This is a genomic window from Legionella quinlivanii (genome assembly GCF_900461555.1).
Classification (GTDB): Bacteria; Pseudomonadota; Gammaproteobacteria; order Legionellales; family Legionellaceae; genus Legionella_C; species Legionella_C quinlivanii.
On record NZ_UGOX01000001.1, the window covers coordinates 725,201 to 742,903 of the forward strand.

The window sequence follows — 17,703 nt, forward strand, 5'->3', positions numbered from 1 at the left end:
TATCTCATTAGCATCACGCCCTGATTCAGCTTAAACTATTTACCTTCTTTTCCTGAACAAGTCGCAGCGATTTTGTAAATTTCTTTATAATACTCGTCATCAGTCATTTTTTCTGAGTTTTTACTTAAATCAACCAACTTGGGATCTGCGCAATCACAATAGGATGTCGCAATTTTCTTGTCGTTCTCATCCATTTTCGGATAAACCAGCAGCCAGCGATTGTGACAGCTGTCATCGATATCTTTACTGGTCACTTTGTCCAGGCCTACATTTTCTTCTACATTGTCCATTGCATCTTGCAGTATGGTCCGCGACATACACACTTGAGCGGCTTTATTAATCGCTTCCTGGGTGTCAAGAGGTTGTTGGGTTTCCGCACATTTACAATATTTTTCACCAAAATTTTTAAAATCCATTTTATCAGTTATTTCCGTATTGCGGCCCATCCAGGCATTAACGCAGGTTGACTGGAACGTGGGCGCCTCGGTTTTCGCATCTGTTTTGGTGTCTTCGCTAAAACCAATGGCCGGCAAACAACTTACAACTACAACTGTTAATAGTGACTTCATGGATCGAAAGGTCATGGCATGCTCCGTTGAGTGAAGTTATCATTTTCTAGCTTAGTATATAGATAGAAACTTGGCTAATTTATTTATTGAAAACAAGGAATAATGTTATTCCCAAGTTACTCGACTGTCTCTGATGCATCCACGCGAATTGATTATTTGTCTATATGAGCAGGACTACACCTCACGTTGTCCGGCAGGCCGAAATCTATTTCAGACAAAGCACTGTGCCAAACCACAAATAGATTTTTGCCTGCGCTGAAATGACACTGCTTCTGTGCTTAATACATAAGCTTAAGCTTTTCTTAAGTCTTTGTGTGTAAAATATTGAACCATTGTGATTTAAATATAAATTTTTCTGAGAGTTTTATGCCAAATTCAGAAAGTAGACCTTTACTGCCTGACAATCCCAATGCCTCCATCGAGCAGTATCCAACTGTGGAAAAATTCAAAACTGGCATTCGTTTAGTGGCCTCTATTCCTGAAGGGGCCGCGAATTGGGTTTCGACTTTTGGTCTGGTGGCTATTTATTACCACCCGGGTTCCTGGTTAATTGCACCAATGGCCTTGGGAGCGGGTATTTCACTTAGCAATGAGGTGGTCGAAGCGCTTGCTAAACGATATCCCGAAAATAAATTCCTGAAATCACTGCATAAAGGCACGTTCTTTATGGATTATGCAGTAGGTGGATTTCTGGGGGACTTCGGCTTTGCCTGGACCATGATAACCACCGTGGCTATGGATGTTGGGGGAGTGCGTTTATATAGCGACAGCTTTGGCAAGATTATTGCGCCGGCCTTGGCTCTGATCCCCACGCTGATTTCAACCCGCCAGGAATATTATCGCGTTCAGGGTGAAAGGAATGAGCGTAGTTTTTCCAGGCACGCTGCCAGTTTTTGGCGCGGCGGAACCGCTTTCACAGGGGTGCTTGATGTACTCATTCAGCAAGGACAATTGGCTTTAAACTCATTTATTCCCACTACAATAATCCTTTTCACTGCAATTACAGGCCTATGTGAGTCACTGGCAAGAGAGGGCTATCCTGTATTAAGTGATAGTTTAATCTTTCTATTGGCCGTGCTTTGTGTTAATCCTTCGCTAGCTGCTGCTCTCTTTCATTTTCCTTTGGATATCTATGCCGCAGCTCATGATGATGAGGTTACTAATGATTTATTTGATTGGGATTTGGGTGGAAGCTCTTTCTTAATGGGTTTACTGTCTGCAGTGGCACTTATCGATTTTCAGTTGCAATTAGCACAGCGCCGTCAAAAAGAACCTTCAGTACGGATTGAAGAAATTGATGCAGAGAATGATATCGAAAGCCAGGAATTGCTTACATTTTCTATGTCTGATTTCTCGGATGAAGATGAAAATACTGATAGTGACATGTTTGAACAGCAGAGCGACGCTCTCGAAGATCAATCAGATGAATATTCCTATGATGCGGATGATGATATCAGTCAATACAGTGAAGAAGAGCAAATGACTTCAGAGCCACTTCTCGAAGATGAAAGCATTGAGGATATAAGTCTTGAAGGATTGAGTATTTTTGATGACAATACTGCTTCACCTTTGCATCAAAAAGAGTATAATGAATCAATAAGGATAGATTATAAGCAGATAAAGGATGTGTCAGAGGTCAATGTTTCTTTGCAGGGCAAGAATCGTTATCCGTTTTTTGCCAGACATAGCTTGGGAACATCCAGTGTTGTAAAGCAAGAACATAGCGACGATTTAAATCATCGTAGCGGATATGAGTCTAGCTAATTTAAGAGGTTATCATGAAAAAGTTGTTGGGTACTGTTTGTTTGGTAGTCAGTAGTTATGCAATGGCCTCAACTCAGACCAATTACATGTTTTTCCAGAGCGACTCACAGGCGCAGCTGGTAAAAAATGCTGACAGTTCGTATACTCTGACCTTGCAAAATCCTCCAAATTATCTGAGCTACTTTTCAGATCGGCCAGTGCGTTCAACAGGTCTGGTAAGTTTATCTGAGTTTCTGAAGCTATGGACCGATAATTCAATTAAAGATAATTTTAAAGAGGTGCCGCCGAATGTCGCCTTCGCCATGATGCCAGCGTCTGGAAAGCAGCAGAATTTTGTAGCAGTGGTTTCTTCTCCGCATTACAAGAACAATGAAGTGAGCTACAAGCTGGCGATCATAGACAAGCAGACTATTCAGACCGGTAAAATGACCCATGTGGATGCTTTCTTTGATAATATTCCCTGGAATCCAGGTGGATTTGGTCATTCAAAAGAGTAATATTATTATCTGTGATTCCCCGCGGAATGCGGGGAAGCCGGGTAGAAGCTAATCCAGTTCTACAATCCCCAAATCAATCAGCGCATTAGTCAATGCTATTAAAGGGAGACCCTGAATCGTACTATCGCTGCCGATGACTTCACTAAACAGCCATTTGGCCCTTCCCTCATAATGATAAGCGCCGCAGCTTTGATAGGGTTTATCCTGTTTAAGATAATTTTCAATCGCCTGTTCACTTAAGTTTTTTATTGTCAGCAAAGCGCTATCCTGAGCCTCCCAGATAATTTTTCCAGCGAAAGCAATGCAACAGGCTGAAATTTGACTGTGCTGTTTCCCTCTTAACATTTTAAGGTGGATTACCGCGGTTTCATGGCCTCCCGGTTTATCCAGAATCTGCTCATCCAATACACAGAGCTGATCTGCGGCAATCACATAAGAGGATGGGTTCGCCTGGCTGACGGACAGCGCTTTACAGCGAGCTAATTGGCGCGCCAGCTCAATAAATTCCTGAGAGGGGAATGACTGTTTGATTTCCTCTTCATCGCAGTTGGATGGAATTACCCGGAAATCAAGACCCAGTGAGCGCAGCAGTTCCTGACGCGCTCTTGAACCAGATGCCAGAATAATCGGTTTCTGATGGGGGAAATTATACATAAACCGCTACCGAAGCCATCAATAGAAAACCAATGATCACAAAACTGAAATCACGAAGATTACAGCAGCGCTCCACCATTACACAGCGCTCCAGTCCGTGCAAGGTTCCCAGATAAAGAAACGTACCGGCTGAGGCTGAGATCAGGATGGAATCAAAAAGTGAATTGGTCTCAAGTCCTCTTCCAAAATACCAGCCGAGAAAAATACCCAGCGGCGTCATTAGGCTAAAGGACAAAAAAAAGAGCAGGCTTTTGGTATGACTGAGGCTGCTTTTGTTAAGTTGTACAGCGATTGCAAAACTTTCGGCCCATTTATGGGTAATGATGGCTAAGAAAAGCATAATCACTACTGAATTACTGTGGCTTAAGCCCAGCGCTGTGCCTAACATCAGCGAATGAACCGACAACATCGCCCAGGCTAATATAGCAAAAGCCGGATGGCGGTGATTATGATGCTGGTACAGTTCCTTGCCTAAATGCTCAAACCACAAAAACACCAGGAAAACCAGCCCGGTAATGATAAAAGCAAAAGGGTAATGATAACCTCGTTCCATAAATGCATGATTTGCTTCAGGCAGCATATGCATTAATGCAGCACCGAGAAAGACACCGGTAGCCAGTGTTTCTCCGATAGGAAAATCCAGATGTTCTTCGTTTTCAATCCGTTTCTTGAAAGGTAACCAACCTGCTAATAAAATAACCGCAACAATGGCAACGGCAAATATCAGCTTTAATGTAGCTGCAGTGACAATCATGGATTTCCTTGGGTGGGATACTGTTTAATAATATGCCTGGGCCTGAAAGATGCAGGAATGATATTTTTCCATACTCTATTTGGCAAGTGTTTTCTAGCCAATTCGACAAGCCTCATTTTCAATACTCTGGTTCAGATTCAGGATAGTAACGCGTTTAATTTGAGGATAATCTGCGAGATCACGGATAATGGTTTCCTGAAGCGATGAAGAGATTGATGAGGATTTAATCTGTAAATCAAGATAGATATAGCCGTCAAGATAATGAATGGTGCATCTCTCCAGTTCATGGAATTGCTGCTGCCAGGGAGTAATTAACATTTCCTGCAATTTTTTTCGGCTGGGAAGATGCAAGGACGGGCAAGTGACCTCATCATCTTCCGGATCCACATGAACAATAACATCTTTCACTTTTTCCAGTTTATTCACTAATGCCTGATGGACATGTTGCGCAATATAATGCCCTTCAGAGACTGATATAAACGGAGAGACAAGGATATGCACATCAATTAGGATATCGCCTCCCATGAATCGGCTGCGCAACTGATGAATTTTATCCACACCATCCACTTGCTGAATAATCGTTTCAATTGCCTGCAGGGTCTCGGCGTCAACCGCGGTGTCAACCAGCTCTTTCACACTGTTCCAACCGTATTCAAGTCCCATTTTGATAATCATTAATCCCACAATAATGGCAGCGATGGCATCAAAATAAATAAACCCTGAAAGGCTGGCTACCAAGCCTAATGCTACCACGACGGAAGAGGCGGCGTCTGAACGATGATGCCAGGCATTGGCTATAATCAGCTCTGATTTAATGCGCTTGCCCACATGACGGGTGTAATGAAAGAGGAGTTCATTCAACAAAATAGAAATTAAGGCAACTGGCAGGGCAAGCCAGCCAGGACGGGTGTGGCTGGCGTTCATCAGCTCGTCAATAGAATCCCAGGCAATGCCGCTTCCTGCAAGTACCAGCAGCAGCGACAACAGTAAAGTGGCGGCAGTTTCAATACGCTGATGTCCATAAGGATGACTGTCATCCGCATCCAGACTGCCATATCGGGAAGCAAAGAGAACCAGACCGTCGGTAAATAAGTCTGAAAAAGAGTGTACGCCATCTGCAACCAGCGCATGGGAATGCCAGATAAAACCGGTGATTAATTTAATTAAACCCAGCATTGCGTTGACTAATGCGCCAAGAAGGGTAACGCGTTTGGCCTGCTTATAACGTTCTGATTGAACCATGCTGCTTTTTCATGTGCAAAGCTGCCAATTTTAGCATGATTTAATTACTGTAAACACAAGCCTAATAAAAAATTAACTCGCTGCCATGGATAATGCAGCCTGTCAGATTTAAAGCAATAGCTCACAGGCCTTTGTTTTGAAGGCGTTTTACAGGGTATGCACAAGCTTATCCACAGATTCTGTGGATAAGCGGTCGAATGAATCCCCGCTTTGCGGATCTTGTAAAGGCTTAAAGGGTTAAAGCCCGGGAACACCTGACTCGAACAGGGGTTGGTGCCGTTGGAGGTGGTGGTGCCACCTGGTGTGATGGTTATCGTACAACTGTTGTTTCCGCCAGGGTACTGCCACAGTTTGTTGAGCTTGTGGTTCCCGCGGATGTAAGTAAGATGGAATACTCTATGTTGTAAAGCGGATCGAGGGTAAGAAGAATTAATAGCCAGACCAGTATTTGTACGATTAATTTTTATTTGCACAATCCAGCAAATCGCTATAATTTAGTCATCAGAATGAAATATCCACGAGGTAATTATGGAGTTTGTCAGCCGCTATGTTTCTCACAAGCCTGATTCAGAGGGCATGGTCAATTATTCCCCTGAGGAACATCGAATCTGGCAATTGCTTTATGAGCGGCAAATGCCGATTTTGGTTAATCGGGCTTGCGATGAATTTTTAAACGGCCTCGAACGCCTTGGTCTGTCTGCCGATGGAATTCCTCAGTTACCGCATATTAGCCGCAAACTGCTTGAGTTAACTGGTTGGCAGGTGGAACCGGTTGCAGCGCTTATTTCAGCAAGAGAGTTTTTCGAGTTGCTGGCTCAGAGGAAATTTCCCGCTGCCACCTTTATCCGCTGCGAGGAAGAGTTAAATTATGTTCAGGAGCCGGATATTTTTCATGAACTCTTTGGCCATTGTCCCATGCTTACTAATCCGGTCTACGCCGATTTTGTGTGTAACTATGCCCAGCGGGTGCTGGGTTTTTCTGAGGATGAATGGCCTTTGCTGCAGCGCTTGTTCTGGTTCACCGTTGAATTTGGATTAATAAATAATCGCCAGGGTCTGCGGGCATATGGCGGCGGTATTCTCTCTTCAATCAGCGAAACCGCTTACAGTGTGGAAAGCGAAATTCCGATGCGGGCGATGTTCAATCCCATTACTGCGTTTAGAACGCCATACCGTATTGATCAGTTACAAAAAGTTTATTTTGTTATTGATAGTTATGAGCAGCTTTACGAGCTGGTGACTCAGGATATTTCCAAATTGATTAACAGGGCGCGGGAACTTGGTGAGTATCCTCCTTTTTTCTCGGTGGATCCGAATAATCCCAGCATTCATATTCTGGCCTGTTAAATTCCGCTACACTATATAGTATGCGTCATGAGTTGTGCACAGGGAATTGAAATGGCTTATTGACTGGCTATCATTGTAATGACAGAGCAGTCTTGCTAATATCAGTGGACCTTTTGTGTTCATTGGCGTAGTGGTCAAGGAGCATCGTTTGATTAAAGTACTCATTGTGGATGACCATGTGTTCGTTAGAATGGGTATTCGCCGTTTGTTGGAAGATTTACCTGACATGAGTGTCGTTGCTGAAGCAGAAAGCGGCGAACAGGCGTTAACACAGGTCAAGTTGCATAAACCGGATGTGATTTTGCTCGATATGAAAATGCCCGGCATTGATGGCTGGGAAGTAACCCGTCGTTTAAAAAAATCCAATCCGCAGGTCAAAATTATTGCGGTGACGGCATTATGCGCTGAACCTTTGCCCTCACGTGTTTTACAATTGGGTGCAATGGGATATGTTACAAAAGAATCCAGTGCTGAAGAAATGGCTGCCGCAATTCGCAAAGTGGCCAAGGGTGAAAAATATTTAAGTACTGAAATTGCTCAGAAAATGGCAATCAGCAGCCTCGAGGCCGATCAGGAATCTCCTTTTGATCAGCTTTCTGAACGTGAAATGCAAGTCATGTTTATGATCACCAGCGGCATGACCGTTCAGGATATTGCGGATCGCTTGTTTTTAAGTACCAAGACTATCAATGGTTATCGTTACCGCATGTTTGACAAGCTGGGTATTAAAAATGATGTCGAGCTGACCTTCCTGGCCATGAAACATCGTATTATTGAAAAGCCCACCGACGCACTGCATGATGAGTCCTGAGCAGGTTTTGAGATAGTCCTTTTTTCAGCCCGAAGAGAGTTTAAATCAACCCTCACCCTGGCCCTCTCCCGGCTTGGGAGAGGGGAATTTCTTTTTAAATGGAATCTTCTTTAAAGTCCTCTCTCCCTGAGGGAGAGAGTTAGAGAGAGGGGATTTCAATCGAGTTCAAAAAATTGTCAGGCTTTTACAGTATAATTTTAATTCTATGAGTAATCACGAAGTCACTACCGATTTTTCAGCTTTTTTATCAAAGCTTACCAGCGAGCCTGGTGTTTATCGCATGCTGGATGGCGAGGGTACTGTGCTGTATGTTGGCAAGGCATCCAATCTTAAAAAAAGAGTCAGCAGCTATTTCAATAAACAATCAATCGGCACCAAAACACAATCACTGGTCAATCAAATCACTGCTATTGATGTCACAGTAACCAGCAGCGAAACAGAAGCCTTGCTGCTTGAAAGCAGCCTCATTAAAACACTGCGGCCTCGATATAACGTATTGATGCGTGATGATAAAACTTATCCCTATATTCAGGTTAGCTCCGGAAGTGCGTATCCACGTATAGAAATGTTTCGCAGTAAGCGAAAGCCGCAGAAGGGTCAGGTATTCGGACCTTATCCCAGTGCGGGATCGGTGCGGGAAACACTTGGGGTGATTCAGAAAGTGTTTAAGATCCGCAATTGCCGCGACAGTTATTTCAATGCACGTTCAAGACCCTGTCTGCAATATCAGATTAAACGGTGCAGTGCACCCTGTACTGCCTATATCTCTCCTGAAGAGTACCAGCAATCAATTAATGATGCGCTGCGGTTTTTGCAAGGTAAATGCGGGCAAATTCTTGATGAGCTGGCTAAACGGATGGAAAGTGCAGTTGAGCGCCTGGCTTTTGAGGAAGCGGCAGTTTTGCGCGACCAGATAAAAAGTTTACGCCTGGTCCAGGAACAGCAGGGGATCATTCAGTTGCGCGGCGATGCCGATGTCATAGTCATGGATGTTCAGCCTGGCTTCGCCTGTATCCAATGTCTGACAATCCGCGATGGTCAGGTAATTGCCAGTCAAAGTTTTTTTCCCAGCATGCCCAGAAAACACATTGCTCTGGAAGAATATGAACCCAATGATTTGCGTCAGCAAGTATTTGAAGCCTTTGTTTCTTATTATTACCTGGAAACGCCAGAACGAATTCCTTCTCTCATTATACTGGATGATGCTCTGACAGATGAGCCGGTCATTGAACTGATGTTGGGCGAACTCAGAAAAAAAGAAGTCCGTATTAACTCAAAACCGCGAGGTATAAAAGCGAGATGGCTTGAACTGGCCAGCAAAAATCTGCGGCTGGCAGTGGCTGAGCATATTGCTTCCACCACCACACTGGAAAAACGCTACAGCTCTCTTAAGGAGTTACTTGCCCTGCCATCGGCGATAAATCGAATGGAGTGCTTTGATATCAGCCATACGCAAGGGGATTCCACCGTGGCATCCTGCGTGGTATTTAATCAGGAGGGCCCCTGGAAAAGTGAATACAGACGCTTCAATATTCAGGGTATCACGCCAGGAGATGATTATGCGGCGATGGAGCAGGCGATTTCCCGACGTTTCAAACGTCTGGCGGCAATGCAGAATTTGCCGGATGTACTGATAATCGACGGTGGAAAAGGGCAGGTGGCAGTGGCGTCGAAAGTATTATCCTCATTAGACATTCAGTCGGTTTTTTTACTGGGGATTGCAAAAGGTCCGGAACGAAAGGCTGGCTGGGAGCGTTTGATTCTCGTGTCTCAGGATAGAGAAATCACTTTACCCATCGATTCTCCAGCTCTCCATCTTTTGCAGCATATTCGCGATGAGGCCCATCGGTTTGCGATCACTTCTCATCGTAAAAAGCGTTTGCAAACCGGACTGGACTCTTCCTTATTGACTATTGAGGGGGTAGGGTCAAAGCGGCGTCAGGCTCTTATGAACCGTTTTGGCGGTCTCAGAGAGTTGGCAAAAGCGCCTTATGATGAAATTGTGAAGGTCTCTGGAATCAATGCAGAGCTCGCAATGCGAATTTTTCAACATTTCCATCCTGAGGCTTGAAAAAAAACGGCAATTGAGAGAATGTATAGGCTTTTGTCTGCATTGGCCGGTATTTCAGAATTAATAGCTGGAAAAATTTCCTTTTTAGCTAAACTTTTTTCACCTTCTACCGACATTAGCTTTGAAACAGATTAATAACGCAAATTTCAGCACGTTTTTTGCTTGAGAAAAGATAAATGCACGAAGGGAGCAAATTATGAGAAAACTATTAGCAGTGATGACATTATTGCTATCGACTTCAGTGTCTGCCGCAAGCAATTATTATGGCGTGGGTCTATGTGCTTATTCTCAGTATCAATGCATCAAGGTGCAAAAAGGCCAAACATGGGAAACGCTGTTTCCTGACGCAGTGCAGCGTGATATTGTTCAGCGTTTGAACCGCTCCTACAATCATTTATGGGCTGGGAAAGAAATTGTAGTCCCCAAAGATCTTAATCAGAAAACTTTGCTTGATTTCGCCCCCTTCCCGCTACAAATAGAACCCGAGGATGAAAAACAGGTGATTGTCGATCAGGACAAATTAGCCTGGGCAGCTTATGATGTAAACGGCAAGCTGGTTAAATGGGGTCCTATCTCTTCAGGCCGGGATAAATGCTCAGACAGTAACCACTCTTGCCGCACAATGACCGGGATCTTTCATTTCTTCAGCAAAGAAAATGAGAAATGCCGTTCCAACGTGTTCCCTATCGGCAGAGGGGGAGCAAAGATGCCGTACTGTATGTATTTCCACAAAGGTTTTGCTTTACACGGTTCCGATGATATGCCTGGAGAGCGGGCCAGTCATGGATGTGTCAGGTTGTTCACGCAGGATGCGCTTTGGTTGAATCATGAATTTGTAGAGATAGCCAACCCCAAAATCAATCGATTGGGTACAAAGGTAATTGTTCGTCCAATATTGGCCACCAACAGTGGAGCAAAAAAATGAAAACAATAAATCCCGGTAAAATTCTGTTGCTTGCGTCTGTGTTATTAGTCTCAATGCCAGCAAGCTATGCTGAAAAGGCCGAAAAAGAAGATAACAGAAATCCTCTCGGTTGCCGCGACACCGGTTATCTGTTTGAATTAAAAACCCTGAAACTGCTTCCAGAAGAGGCGGGTGCTGCCCAGTCGATGTACTTTTTATTTAACAAGTCAAATCAGGCAGTTAGTCTGTATCAGATGCTCAACAAAGAAAGTTCGCGCAGCATGTACCTGAATCACACGATCCGAAATGGTCAGTGGGCGGTACTATCAACGAGTGAAAAGCTGATGAAGTACATTTGCACTATTCCCCAACAGGGTTCTCGTTATGGTCAGATTGTGGATTGTGCGGATCATTTACAGGTATGTGAGTATACCAATGTAAAATATGGTTTGAATAATAAAGGAAATTACTGGCTGGTAAACGGTAATACAAGGAGTGGCGCTCTTCGCGATGTTGTGCGTTATGGCATCATTCCGGCGCTATAAGATCGCAAATAATCGGCAAGCGATAACAAAAAGAGGGAGTCACCATGAAATCATTTATCCCGTGGTTTTGTCTGGTAGCTGCAACTGCAGCGAATACTGTACAGGCTGCTGACGGAATCGACGCTTATCGTCGCGGCAATTATTTTCTGGCTGCCAAAAGCTTTGCGGAGGAATCAGGCAAGGATCCTGTAGTCGAGTATTACATGGGAAGAATGCGGCTTTATGGTTATGGAGAGCTGAAAAATAACACATTGGCGCTTCGTTATTTTACTGATGCGGCCCAAAAAGGGTATATGCCGGCTCAGGAGTTACTCGCTCGCTACTATCTGCAAAAAGGAAAAGATCCGGCTCAGGCATTTCAGTGGTTTAAAAAATTGGCCGATGCCGATAACACTGCGGCGCAGATGTATTGTGCTGCAGCCTATATCTATGGGTTTGGGGTTAAACAAAACCCCGATATGGGACGCCGCTATTTCATTGAGGCGGCAAAAAACGGCAATCCGATAGCACAATTTGCCGTTGCTGCTCATTTTCTGGATAGTAGGGACAGCAGAAATAAAAAATTGGGTTTGATATGGTTAAATAAGTCTGCGGAACAGAATAATCCCAAAGCCTTGGTAAAACTTGGTGAATTATATGCTGCTGGCGGAATTGTTACACGCGACCTGGTGAAAGCCAGGCAGTTAATGGAACAGGCGGCCAATCAGAATTATACTCCGGCGATGGTATCTTTAGGGGAACTCGCTCAAAAGGAAAGCAACTTTGCCGAGGCCAAAAACTGGTTTAGCAGAGCGGCAGAGGCTAACAATATTGATGCCCAGTTTGATCTGGCCAAGTTCTATCTAACGGCTACGAATCCGCAGCAGGATGTTGACTCTGGCTTTATGTGGATGCTAAAGGCTGCACAAAATGGTTCAATGGATGCTCAAAAGTCTTTGTCCGAAATGTATAAGAAGGGACAAGGGGTTGCGGTGGATGAAAATCTGGCTGCTCAATGGAAGCAGACAGCAGAAGCAAATGCCAGCAAAAAGATTGAGCTTGAACCTCAAATCGCTGCCGCTCGCTGGTTAAGTAACGATACCGAAGAGCAATTTAAGGGTGTGTACCAGCTCGGCGGGATTTACAGCGCCTGGAATAATCCGCAGGCGCTAAAAGAAAATAATTATAATCCTGCACCGCAAATGGATGCGGTGACCCGTAAGCATTTGTATCAGCCCCAGTTTGTGATGGCTCAACCGGATACCATTCCAATTAATGATTATTTTGATGTACTGGCTCCAATGCTGACTGGTGCTCATTCCAATGACTGGTCATACCCTCGCTACCCAATTGATAAGCAAATTGCTTCGCTGATTCGTCATGACTCAATGGTCCTCAAGCATAAACAAGGTTTAGCGCCAGTGGATGATGGAGCATCCTATCTGCAAAAAGATGAGGAAGAAGATTCACCTGATTATCTGGCACAGCAAACATTGGGGTGGAAGCAACAGGCCAATATGCAAGCCGTTCTCAGTGAAATGTATAACCAGGCCATTCTTGGCAACTCCTCTTCACAGTTTGAAATTGGTCAGTTATATCAATATGGTATCGGTGTCGTAAAAAATATTGATCAGGCGATTATTTATTATCAATTGGCAGCCGCACAGCAGGATGTAAGGGCAGAATATAATCTTGGCGTGATTTATCTCGAAGGAAAAACCAATCCGGTTGATTATCAGAAAGGGATTGAATGGATGACCGATGCCGCATTTAAAGGCAATGCCTATGCGCAATATGTGCTGGCTAACATCTACGAAAAAGGCCTGATCGATCCAAACGGCAATGAAATGATTAAGCCCAATCATCAACAGGCGATGGCGATGTATTATCTCGCTTCCGCGAATCATTTTGGTGAAGCAGAATACCGCCTGGCCGATTATCTGGTGAAGGAAAAACAGTCCGGTTTAAGTCAGGCCGCTAAAAAGCATCGCAGCGATCTGATCAAACGTCTGTATGCGGGTGCTGCCAAACAAGGTGTGGCAGAAGCAATCCTGCCGCTGGCTTTCTATAACGCGATGGACAGCGATCCCAAAAAGCAGGAACAAGCGTTTGAAACAGCACGCCGGGAAGCTCGTAATGGGAATTCCGAAGCCGCTCTGTTGCTGGGCATGATGTATGATAGGGGTATTGCAGTCTCCCCTAATCAATACGAAGCCTTATACTGGTATCAGCAGGCGACTACCAATCCGGTGAGCGCGTTTATACTGGGAACCTATTTTACTGAAGGCAATGGCGTTGCCAAGGATACTGAAAAAGGTCGTGCGCTGTTACAGGAATCGGCCGATGCCGGATTTTCCTATGCCAGTCTGAATTTAGCTGTTCTTAAACATGATGTGGGTGAATATTTCCTGACCGAACTCGATAACGCCAGAAAGCAAGGCAACAGTAAAGCAGGTTTATTGCTCGCTGACTATTTCCTGCAGCAAGCGAATGATCCAGAAAAAATGAAGCAGGCCCGTGAAATTTATGAGTACTTTGCCGGTAAGGGTGATAAAGATGCGCAATTAAAACTGGCGTTTCTTTATGATCGTGGTCTGGGTGGCGAGGCGAACAGCGAAGTGGCAGCGCATTGGTATACAGAAGCAGCTGAGCAGAACCAGCCAATCGCTCAATTTTTGCTGGCTCAACTTTATCAAATGGGACGAGTCGGTAAACAGCCTGACTATGAAATGGCAAAAAAATGGTACAAGCAGGCACAAGCCCATTCTCCCTACGCTTCGGTAGCGCTTGGTTTTATCTATGACACTGTAGATGATGACTATGTCAATGCAGCGGATAATTACAGCCGTGCCGCGGCCACCGGTGATGCCATTGGTCAGTATAACCTTGGTCTTCTCTATGAAAACGGAAAAGGGATGCCAGTTAATCCTGAAAAGGCCAGAGAGTATTTTCAACAATCAGCCGAGCAGGGGTATGGCAAGGCGATGACCCAGCTGGCCGGGCTCTACTTTAATGGAATTAATGGCATTCGTGATGAGCAACAGGCATTGCACTGGTACAAGAAAGCTGTCGCCGCAGGCGATAGCGGAGCAATGTACCAGCTTGGCCTGTTATCCGAGACAGGAGTGGCCACAAAACTTGATTTTCCCAATGCAGTGAGTTATTACCAGCAAGCCTCTGATCTTGGGAATGAAAAAGCGCAAATGGCTTTGGCTAGAATGTATCAGTATGGTATCGGGGTACAGAAAGATATTCAGCATGCTGCAGACATCTACAAGGGGCTCGCGGCTAACAGTAATGCCTATGCTCAGTATCAGCTGGCTATGATGTATATTGATGGCCAGTTGGGTGAGCCCTCCCTCGCCCAAGGCAAGCCATTGTTGGTTAAAGCCAGCAGCAATGGCAGCAATCAGGCTGAAACTATGCTCCGCTGGCTAAATGCCCAGCAGGAACAAAAGCTCAGTTTTATTGAGCCCCTGCAATTGAACAAAGCCCCTGTGCTGGCCGGACAACCTGCGGAGTTGATGTATATGGATGCTCTGAATGAATGGAATCGTGGTGATGAAACCCTGTCCCGTATGATTCTTGATCGTCTGATGACCCAATTCCCGCATTATGTTCCAGCAAAAAAGGTCTATGAGCAATTGAATCAGCAAAATAAAGCGCCTGATCTGGGCTAGTTTTGGGATAAGTAACGGAAATTTTGTCCGCACTAGTGTTCGGTAAAGAAGAAAATGGTTGCACGATTTATATCCAGCTTATCGGCCTCCAGTAGAGATAATGGAATATCTTGCAGGAGGCTTTCTCATTTACCGGACAGGTAGTGCGCCTACGCGGGGACAGTTAATATACAATTGATGGGCTTAACTTAATAGTACCTATCAAACCGGCTGTACATCTCTTAAATTGACGCTTATGCGCACACTCCTATCAAAATGATGCGAATCATAACTTTCGTTTTCTCGTTAACAAATTCTCGATCTGATGCAACAGATCGCCGCTATCCTTAAAACAAATATCAGCACTTACATAAAACAAAGGCTGGTTTTTTAACCCCAAGCGGTCTTGGGGATCTTCAACCAGGATGGGAGTTGCCCCCTTGCCTTCCAATAAGAGAACCGGATGGGTATAGAATTTAATCTTACTGGTTCTGGTTAGCTGGCATATCGAGCTGCCGTGCCAGGGTTGGACAGGATCTCCCTGTCCTGCGGTGGTTAACAAGGCTAACTGACCGCGCTTTGCATGAATAGTCCAGCGAATAGCATCAGGAAAACAGACGAGGACAGGATCATCATCTAAATCTCTGTCGCTTCTGATTTCAGCAATATAATGAATAGCCGCCAACCAGGCTTCCTGCAGCATTGCCTGCCGTAAATCTTCCTGCTCTTTGTCTGCTGTTTGATAAGGTTTAAAAATGCGGCGCATAATTTCCGTGTACAGCCGGTCATATTCCATGCCGTGTATAAGCGCATAATTTTGTAAGCACTGGTAGGAAATGGTATACAACAGCGACTTGAAAAGAGGAACAAATCGGCCTTCTGCATAATCAGTTTCGGGATCAGGATCACGTGCGATAGCATCATTTAAGGTCTGCGTCATTGCCAAGGGATTCAAAATGGGAATCATTACTTCACTGTATAACTGAATGACCTGATTTCTAATACTATTTTTCTGTAACCACAGTGTCTTGGGCAGCGACTTTACAATGTCTTGCTGGTAGTCGGCTATCTCAACATAGTCTCCAATTTTTAATTGATCAATCCACCAGTTTAGCCGCTGCTGATAGTGATGAATATTCTCAAGCGGCTCATTTAAAAAGCGGTTAAATCGGCTTCCGTCTGAAATCACTGTAAATTTGGCCAGACGTGGCGGCGCCGAAGTCTGCTCCCCATAAATAAGGGTGATGGTTCTGGCTATTTCGGCCAGGCTCAGTAAAAAATTGACTTCCGATAAATCCGGCAGTATGCCTCGGCTTTTTAGCGGCGAGGACGACTTATAGGGAAGCGCAGGAATGACCATTTTAACCGGCTGTTTGTTTTTAATCAGTTCTTTAATCTGAGCGGCCAAAGCCAGGCGCGAGTAATTGCTTTTACGCCCTTTCAGGAACTGGCGATCAAACATCACCTCTGCAATACATTCTGCTGTTCCAATATCCCTTGCCTCATTCAGCCCATACTCCCTGAAATAGCAAAGCACTCTTTTTTTTACAGCAGCAACTCGTTCTGTTACAAACTGTTGCGATGCGTTTAGAAGCACGGGGATTAAGCCATTAAACATCCAGTCAGGAGAAACATAGGTAGCGCGCTTTAAAAATGCTTCTGAAGTGTATAAATCTAACTCGCTATTCCCATTAATTTTATCCATAAAATGAGCGCTGATTACGGCCTCATTTTTCTGATCCAGACCTACCTGGCAAGTCGTTTTTTGAGGGCTGGTTTTGTTCATCCTGGCCGACCAATAAATGGAGTATAATTTTTAATATCCTGAATCGTCCTGCATCCAGTCAATTTCATTGCCAGGGCAAATTCATCCTTTAATAATTCTAACATGTTGACCAGCTCATTTTTGCCGCCAACCGCCATTGCCCATAATACCGGCCGGCCGATTAGTACCGCGTCTGCGCCAAGAGCCAGCGCTTTAAACACATCGGTTCCTCGCTCTATGGCTCCATCGACAAAGACCATCGTTCGACCTGCCGCCGTGCGAACGATATCCGGCAGGGCGGTGATCGCTGATTCGGCTGTGTCCAGTTGACGTCCGCCATGATTGGAAACAACGATTCCGGCAATGTTTCTCTGGCAGGCTTCCTCGGCATCTACAGGATTAAGAATGCCTTTAAGAATAATTGGCAGTCTGGTAATCGATTGCAGCCATTCTATATCCTTCCACGTTAAGGAGGGATCGAGATGCTCGGTGATAAAATGATAAATCGGCTGCTTGTTGATTTCAGTTTTGAAATTACCCGTTGTCAGTGACTCTGAAAGAGAAAATTGATTTCGAAGATCACGTTCCCGTTTTCCGCCAACAGGCACTCCAACGGTTAACACAATCGCTTTATAACCAGCTTGCTCTATCCGGTGAATTAATAATTGCGTTAAGGCTCTGTCTTTAAAAATGTATAATTGGGCCCACAAATGCTCACTTCCGGCCGAACCGGCAATCTCCTCAAGCGAGCGGTTAGACATACAACTGACTATCAGATTGACCCCGCATTCCTTCGCCGCTACACTGGTGTCCGGCTCGCCTTCCTTGTCAACCAGCTGATGAAAGGCCATAGGGGCAATCAATAAGGGAAAAGATAGCCTCGAACCAAACACAGTTACTGACAGGTCTATACTGGATACATCGCGCAGACAACAGGGACGAATGCTGATTTCATTGAGAGCCTGTCTATTATTTGATTTGGTGATTTCATCGCAGGCGCCGCCATCGATATAATCAAACACATCAGCCCTAAGCAGGCTTTGAGCCAACCCTCTGTAATCTGCGACTTTCACTGGATTCATTTATCTTGCCAATTAAAACAGATCCACTATCTTCGCTTTATTATCGAGGATAATCAAATG

14 protein-coding genes are annotated in these 17,703 nt (G+C 44.7%); 8 read left to right on the forward strand and 6 right to left on the reverse strand.

Annotated features, from left to right (window positions below; genetic code table 11):
- Positions 1–35: 35 nt before the first annotated feature.
- Positions 36–584 carry a hypothetical protein gene (locus tag DYH61_RS03205; protein WP_058506401.1) on the reverse strand — a complete coding sequence of 183 codons (549 nt, stop codon included), beginning with the start codon at positions 582–584 and terminating at the stop codon, positions 36–38.
- A 351-nt stretch (positions 585–935) separates the two neighbouring features.
- Here DYH61_RS03205 and DYH61_RS03210 point away from each other — a divergent pair, with 351 nt between their 5' ends.
- Positions 936–2,333 carry a hypothetical protein gene (locus DYH61_RS03210; RefSeq protein ID WP_058506402.1) on the forward strand — a complete coding sequence of 466 codons (1,398 nt, stop codon included), beginning with the start codon at positions 936–938 and terminating at the stop codon, positions 2,331–2,333.
- A 14-nt stretch (positions 2,334–2,347) separates the two neighbouring features.
- On the forward strand, positions 2,348–2,830 hold the full coding sequence (locus tag DYH61_RS03215; protein WP_058506403.1) for a hypothetical protein: 483 nt from the start codon (positions 2,348–2,350) through the stop codon (positions 2,828–2,830).
- 48 nt (positions 2,831–2,878) lie between these two features.
- On the opposite strand, the gene DYH61_RS03220 is transcribed toward DYH61_RS03215, so the two are convergent.
- The 3 genes from DYH61_RS03220 to DYH61_RS03230 all read right to left on the reverse strand — a co-directional run bounded on the left by DYH61_RS03220 (position 2,879) and on the right by DYH61_RS03230 (position 5,480).
- Positions 2,879–3,484 carry a Maf family protein gene (locus DYH61_RS03220; RefSeq protein WP_058506404.1) on the reverse strand — a complete coding sequence of 202 codons (606 nt, stop codon included), beginning with the start codon at positions 3,482–3,484 and terminating at the stop codon, positions 2,879–2,881.
- Entirely contained in the window at positions 3,477–4,238 is a 762-nt protein-coding gene (locus tag DYH61_RS03225; RefSeq protein ID WP_407927342.1) for a ZIP family metal transporter, read from the reverse strand. Before DYH61_RS03225 ends, DYH61_RS03220 begins: the two co-directional genes overlap by 8 nt.
- A gap of 93 nt (positions 4,239–4,331) precedes the next feature.
- The gene (locus tag DYH61_RS03230) at positions 4,332–5,480 is read right to left on the reverse strand and encodes a cation diffusion facilitator family transporter (protein ID WP_058506405.1); all 1,149 of its coding nucleotides are present in this window, start codon (positions 5,478–5,480) and stop codon (positions 4,332–4,334) included.
- Positions 5,481–6,008: 528 nt separating this feature from the next.
- On the opposite strand from DYH61_RS03230, the gene phhA reads away from it, so the two are divergent.
- The 6 genes from phhA to DYH61_RS03260 all read left to right on the forward strand — a co-directional run bounded on the left by phhA (position 6,009) and on the right by DYH61_RS03260 (position 14,817).
- Entirely contained in the window at positions 6,009–6,827 is an 819-nt protein-coding gene (gene phhA, locus DYH61_RS03235; RefSeq protein ID WP_058506406.1) for a phenylalanine 4-monooxygenase, read from the forward strand.
- A gap of 148 nt (positions 6,828–6,975) precedes the next feature.
- Complete coding sequence (letA, locus tag DYH61_RS03240) at positions 6,976–7,638, forward strand: two-component system response regulator LetA (protein ID WP_058506407.1); 663 nt, start codon at positions 6,976–6,978, stop codon at positions 7,636–7,638.
- A 205-nt stretch (positions 7,639–7,843) separates the two neighbouring features.
- Positions 7,844–9,709, forward strand: coding sequence for an excinuclease ABC subunit UvrC (gene uvrC / locus DYH61_RS03245; RefSeq protein ID WP_058506408.1), 1,866 nt, complete (start codon positions 7,844–7,846; stop codon positions 9,707–9,709).
- 196 nt (positions 9,710–9,905) lie between these two features.
- Positions 9,906–10,634, forward strand: coding sequence for a L,D-transpeptidase (locus DYH61_RS03250; RefSeq protein WP_058506409.1), 729 nt, complete (start codon positions 9,906–9,908; stop codon positions 10,632–10,634).
- A complete protein-coding gene (locus tag DYH61_RS03255) occupies positions 10,631–11,158 on the forward strand; it encodes a hypothetical protein (protein WP_058506410.1) in 528 nt (175 codons plus the stop codon). The genes DYH61_RS03250 and DYH61_RS03255 overlap by 4 nt, the downstream gene beginning before the upstream one ends.
- A 44-nt stretch (positions 11,159–11,202) precedes the next feature.
- Positions 11,203–14,817: a tetratricopeptide repeat protein gene (locus DYH61_RS03260; protein ID WP_058506411.1), complete on the forward strand. Its 3,615-nt coding sequence runs from the start codon at positions 11,203–11,205 to the stop codon at positions 14,815–14,817.
- A 265-nt stretch (positions 14,818–15,082) separates the two neighbouring features.
- Here the strand turns inward: DYH61_RS03260 and DYH61_RS03265 are convergent, their stop codons facing one another.
- Positions 15,083–16,582, reverse strand: a complete 1,500-nt coding sequence (locus DYH61_RS03265) for an L-tyrosine/L-tryptophan isonitrile synthase family protein (protein ID WP_058506412.1) — start codon at positions 16,580–16,582, stop codon at positions 15,083–15,085.
- Complete coding sequence (locus DYH61_RS03270; protein WP_058506413.1) at positions 16,579–17,643, reverse strand: alpha-hydroxy acid oxidase; 1,065 nt, start codon at positions 17,641–17,643, stop codon at positions 16,579–16,581. The genes DYH61_RS03265 and DYH61_RS03270 overlap by 4 nt, the downstream gene beginning before the upstream one ends.
- Between the last annotated feature and the right edge of the window lie 60 nt (positions 17,644–17,703).

Coding starts and splice junctions, on each gene's coding strand:
- DYH61_RS03250 (WP_058506409.1), top strand. CDS start 9,906: ATGAGAAAACTATTAGCAGTGATGACATTATTGCTATCGACTTCAGTG.
- DYH61_RS03255 (WP_058506410.1), top strand. CDS start 10,631: ATGAAAACAATAAATCCCGGTAAAATTCTGTTGCTTGCGTCTGTGTTA.
- DYH61_RS03260 (WP_058506411.1), top strand. CDS start 11,203: ATGAAATCATTTATCCCGTGGTTTTGTCTGGTAGCTGCAACTGCAGCG.
- uvrC (WP_058506408.1), top strand. CDS start 7,844: ATGAGTAATCACGAAGTCACTACCGATTTTTCAGCTTTTTTATCAAAG.
- DYH61_RS03220 (WP_058506404.1), bottom strand. CDS start 3,484: ATGTATAATTTCCCCCATCAGAAACCGATTATTCTGGCATCTGGTTCA.
- DYH61_RS03225 (WP_407927342.1), bottom strand. CDS start 4,238: ATGATTGTCACTGCAGCTACATTAAAGCTGATATTTGCCGTTGCCATT.
- DYH61_RS03230 (WP_058506405.1), bottom strand. CDS start 5,480: ATGGTTCAATCAGAACGTTATAAGCAGGCCAAACGCGTTACCCTTCTT.
- DYH61_RS03265 (WP_058506412.1), bottom strand. CDS start 16,582: ATGAACAAAACCAGCCCTCAAAAAACGACTTGCCAGGTAGGTCTGGAT.
- DYH61_RS03215 (WP_058506403.1), top strand. CDS start 2,348: ATGAAAAAGTTGTTGGGTACTGTTTGTTTGGTAGTCAGTAGTTATGCA.
- DYH61_RS03205 (WP_058506401.1), bottom strand. CDS start 584: ATGACCTTTCGATCCATGAAGTCACTATTAACAGTTGTAGTTGTAAGT.
- phhA (WP_058506406.1), top strand. CDS start 6,009: ATGGAGTTTGTCAGCCGCTATGTTTCTCACAAGCCTGATTCAGAGGGC.
- DYH61_RS03210 (WP_058506402.1), top strand. CDS start 936: ATGCCAAATTCAGAAAGTAGACCTTTACTGCCTGACAATCCCAATGCC.
- DYH61_RS03270 (WP_058506413.1), bottom strand. CDS start 17,643: ATGAATCCAGTGAAAGTCGCAGATTACAGAGGGTTGGCTCAAAGCCTG.